Source organism: Streptomyces prunicolor NBRC 13075 (assembly GCF_000367365.1).
Taxonomy (GTDB): domain Bacteria; phylum Actinomycetota; class Actinomycetes; order Streptomycetales; family Streptomycetaceae; genus Streptomyces; species Streptomyces prunicolor.
In genome coordinates this window covers 1-4,453 of the sequence record NZ_BARF01000124.1, presented here as the reverse complement: position 1 = coordinate 4,453, position 4,453 = coordinate 1, and the positions used below count along the sequence as shown (strand labels likewise).

Annotated in this window: 3 protein-coding genes; 1 reads left to right on the top strand and 2 read right to left on the bottom strand. The window is 72.5% G+C overall.

Annotated elements, in window-relative coordinates; genetic code table 11:
• Positions 1–65: 65 nt before the first annotated feature.
• Together hemW and SPR02S_RS47910 are read right to left on the bottom strand one after the other, a co-directional pair.
• On the bottom strand, positions 66–1,298 hold the full coding sequence (gene hemW / locus SPR02S_RS47915; protein WP_019064188.1) for a radical SAM family heme chaperone HemW: 1,233 nt from the start codon (positions 1,296–1,298) through the stop codon (positions 66–68).
• Positions 1,299–1,351: 53 nt separating this feature from the next.
• On the bottom strand, positions 1,352–3,259 hold the full coding sequence (locus SPR02S_RS47910; RefSeq protein ID WP_019064187.1) for a SpoIIE family protein phosphatase: 1,908 nt from the start codon (positions 3,257–3,259) through the stop codon (positions 1,352–1,354).
• A gap of 102 nt (positions 3,260–3,361) precedes the next feature.
• Here SPR02S_RS47910 and SPR02S_RS58100 point away from each other — a divergent pair.
• Positions 3,362–4,453: HAMP domain-containing protein (locus SPR02S_RS58100; protein WP_174447609.1), on the top strand; the 1,092-nt coding region annotated here is incomplete at its 3' end.

Sequence of the window (4,453 nt, the reverse complement as noted above, 5' to 3'; positions counted from 1 at the left end):
GGGCTGACGGGGCTGACGGGGCTGACGGGGCTGACGGGGCTGACGGGGCTGACGGGGCGATCCGATCAGTCCACCAGGTCCCGCACCACCGCGTCCGCCAGCAACCGCCCCCGCAACGTGAGCACCGCGCTCCCCGCCTCGTACGGCCCCGCCTCCAGCAGCCCCTCCCCCAGCGCCCGGCGCGAAGCCGCGAGCCCCTCCGGTCGGAGCAGGTCCAGTGGGGCGCCCTCCCGGAGTCGTAGTTCCAGGAGGATGCGTTCCACCCGGCGGTCCTCCGCCGAGAGGATCTCCCGGCCCGCACCCGGGGAGCGGCCGGCCGCCAGCGCCCCCGCGTACGCGCCCGGGTGCTTCACGTTCCACCACCGAACCCCGCCCACGTGCGAGTGCGCTCCGGGGCCCGCGCCCCACCAGTCGGCGCCGCGCCAGTAGAGCTCGTTGTGGAGACAACGGCCGGAATTCGACGTTGCCCAGTTGGACACCTCGTACCAGTCGAAGCCCGCCGCCGACATCACCTCGTCGGCGATGAGGTAGCGGTCGGCGTGGACGTCGTCGTCCGTCATGGGGACCTCGCCGCGGCGGATGCGGCGGGCGAGCTGGGTGCCCTCCTCGACGATCAGGGCGTACGCGCTGATGTGATCCGGGCCCGCGCCGAGGGCGGAGTCGAGGGACGCGCGCCAGTCGTCGTCGGTCTCGCCGGGGGTGCCGTAGATCAGGTCGAGGTTGACGTGGTCGAAGCCGGCCGCGCGGGCCTCCGCGACGCAGGCTTCGGGGCGGCCGGGGGTGTGGGTACGGTCCAGGACTTTCAGTACGTGCTGTTTCGCGCTCTGCATGCCGAAGGAGACGCGGTTGAAGCCGCCGTCGCGGAGGGCCGCGAGGTAGGCGGGGTCCACCGACTCCGGGTTCGCCTCCGTCGTGATCTCCGCGTCCGGTGCCAGGCCGAACTCGTCGCGGATCGCGCCCAGCATCCGTACGAGATCGCCCGCCGCCAGCAGCGTGGGCGTACCGCCGCCGACGAAGACCGTGCGGACCTGGCGCGGGTCGTCGCCGAGGACCTTGCGGGCCAGGCGGACCTCGTCGATCAGGGTGTCCGCGTAGTTGTCGCGGGAGGCCAGCACTCCGCCCGTGCCGCGCAGCTCGGTCGCCGTGTAGGTGTTGAAGTCGCAGTAGCCGCAGCGGGTCGCGCAGTACGGGACGTGCAGGTAGAACCCGAGGGGGCGGTCGGCGGCCCCGGCGAGCGCCGCTGCGGGCAGGGAGCCGTCTTCGGGGACGGGATCGCCGTCGGGGAGTGCGGAAGGCATGTCTTCCATTGTCCAGCACCGGTGCGGCTACCTACTCCGCCTGTCCGCTCCGCCTATTCCGCTTGGAGCACCAGCAGCGCCATGTCGTCCTCCGGGGGACGGCCGCCGAACTCGTGCACCAGGCGTTTGATGCGCTCCGCGATCAGCTCGGCGCTCAGCCCCGCGCACCCGGCGAGCGCGGTCGCCAGCCCGTCGCCGTCGTCGAACTGGACCGCCCCGGAGCGCCGCTCGGTCACCCCGTCCGTGACGCACAACAGGCTGTCGCCGGGCCGCAGTTCGAAGGTCTCGCTGGTGTACGTCACGTCCTCTATGACCCCGAGGAGGGTCTGCGGGCGGGCTGCCGTACCGACGCTGCCGTCCGGGCCGAGGAGCAGCGGCAGCGGGTGTCCGGCGGAGGCGAGGGTGCAGCGGACGCCTCCGTCGAAGGGGACCAGCTCGCCGTAGAGGAGGGAGAGGAAGCGGGGGCCGTCGCCGACCGGGCCCGGCATGCCGCCCGCCGCCACGAGGGCGTGGGCGGCCGCGTCGGCGGCCTCGGTGGCGTCGTCGAGGAGGAGCTGGTTGAGGCGGTCGAGGACGTCCGCGACGCCGTAGCCCTCGCGGGCGAGCAGCCGTAGCCAGGGGCGGGCCAGTCCGATCACTACGGCGGCCTCGGGGCCCTTGCCCTGGACGTCGCCGAGGGCGAAGCACCAGCGGCCGTCACTGGCCGGGAACAGGTCGTAGAAGTCGCCGCTGGGGCCGCCTTTGTCGCAGGGTTCGTAGACGAGGGCGCTGTGCAGGCCGGGGATCTCGGCGACGGCGCCGGGCAGCAGGCCGCGCTGGAGGACGCGGCTGATGGTGGCCTGGCGGGCGTACTGGCGGGCCGCGCCGATCGCGAGCGCGACGCGGCGGCTGAGGTCCTCGACCAGGCCGGTGACCTCGTCGGGGAAGTGCGGCAGCCCGGACCGTCCGATGACGAGTGTGCCGAGCGGACGGCCGCCCGCGATCAGGCGGTACGAGAGTGCGGCGCCGTGCGTGCCGTGCGGGCCCAGCGCGTCGGTTGGCCAGGGGTAGGTCACGGGCCGCAGGGAGTCCGGTGGGCGGGGCGGGTCCTTCTCCAGGGCGCGGCGCAGCTCCTCGATGCGGTTCTCGCTGCCGTGCCAGACGCGGGCGAGCCGCGGCCCGCCGCTGGTTCCGGCGCTCTCGCCCCAGCCGCCGCCGCGGCCCATCGACTCGTCCTCCAGCCATACGGCGCACCAGTCGGCCAGTCTCGGCACGATCAGCTGTCCGGCGAGCGCGGCGACGAGGTCCTCGTCGAGCTGACCGGCGAGCAGGTCGGAGGCCTCGGCGAGGAAGGAGAGGGCGCCGCGGCCCAGCCAGTCCCGGTCGCGTTCGGCGCGCTGGGGTTCGGGGGCGAGGATCTCGGCGACGCGGAGGCCGCGCTCCACGGCGTAGCTCTCCAACTCCTCGGCGGCCGGGGTGCCTTCGGCGGGCAGCCGGGCCCATACGGTCTTGGTGCCGGTGCGGTAGGTGACGCCCCAGGCCTCGGCGAGCGTGGAGACGAGCCGCAGGCCGCGCCCGAACTCCGGGGTCTCGTACGCCGGTTCGGCGCTGTTGTCGCGCGGGGCGCGGGAGGGGTGGTGGTCGGCGACCTCGACGACGATCGAGTCCGCGTCCTCCAGTCGGCACACCAGCTCGACGTCCGTGCCCGCGTGCACGACGGCGTTGGTGACGAGTTCGCTGACGACGACCATCGCGTCGTCGGCGAGCCGGTCGGTGAGGAACTCGGTTCCGGGCAGGCCGAGTTCGGCCCACTCGCGGAGCGCGGAGCGCACCAGGCCGCGGGCGGAACCGGGCGCCAGGGGGCTTCCGGACAGTGTGGCGCGCACCGTCGCACGCGGGTCCGCGCCGTGGTGTGCGCGGTGGTGCGCGGGCGCGTCGGGAGGACGCGAAGTGGTCTCCCGTTGCGTCGGTATGGCCCCCATGCACAGCTCCCCGAGCAGTTCGGACGATTACGCCTCGGTCGATGCGGACAGAGTGACAGACTGACCGCGGCCATAAGCGCCGAGTTACCGAAGTGGGCCGCCATGAGTGAGAACAGTGCTACTCGTGTGCTCGAAGACGGTCACAAAGACGACTGGATTCGAGCATCCGATCTCCGTCCGCTGCTCGCCGTGATGACGGCCGCCCGCGACGGCGACTTCACGAAGGCGCCGGAGACGGGCCACGGCATGGTGGCCGAACTGACCGCCGCCTTCAACCAGATCATGGACCGCAGCACCCACTTCAACTCCGAGACGCAGCGCGTCAAACGGGAGCTGATCCGCCACGGCCGCCTCGACGAACGCCTCTCGGCCAGCCCCGGCCAGGGCAGTTGGACCTCCCGTGTCAACGACGTCAACCAGCTCCTCGACGCCCTGGTCGCCCCGGCCGCCAACGCGACCCGGGTGCTGGACGCGGTGGCGGGCGGCGACCTGACCCAGCGGGTCGATCTGCACGACGGCAGCAGGCAGTTGCGCGGTGATCTACGACGGCTGGGCCGCGCGGTGAACAAGATGGTGGACCAACTCTCCCTGTTCACCGGGGAGGTGACCCGGGTCGCCCGCGAGGTCGGCACCGAGGGCAGACTGGGCGGACGCGCCAAGGTGCAGGGTCTGTCGGGCAGTTGGCGTGATGTGACCGAGGCGGTCAACACGATGGCGTCCCGGCTGACCGCGCAGGTGCGGGACATCGCCCTCGTGACGACGGCGGTGGCGCGGGGTGACCTGACCCGTACGGTCACCGTCGAGGCGACCGGTGAGCTGCTCGAACTGAAGCTCACCGTGAACACGATGGTCGACCAGCTGTCCGCGTTCGCCGACGAGGTCACGCGTGTCGCCCGCGAGGTGGGCACCGAGGGCCAGTTGGGCGGGCGGGCGCAGGTGCGGGGCGTGTCCGGGGTCTGGAAGGACCTGACCGACAACGTCAACTTCATGGCCTCGAACCTGACTTCACAGGTCCGCAACATCGCCCAGGTGACGACGGCCGTGGCGAACGGCGACCTGTCGCAGAAGATCACGGTGGACGCGCAGGGCGAGATCCTCGAACTGAAGTCGACCATCAACACGATGGTGGACCAGCTCTCCGCCTTCGCCGACGAGGTCACGCGCGTGGCCCGCGAGGTCGGCACCGAGGGCAAC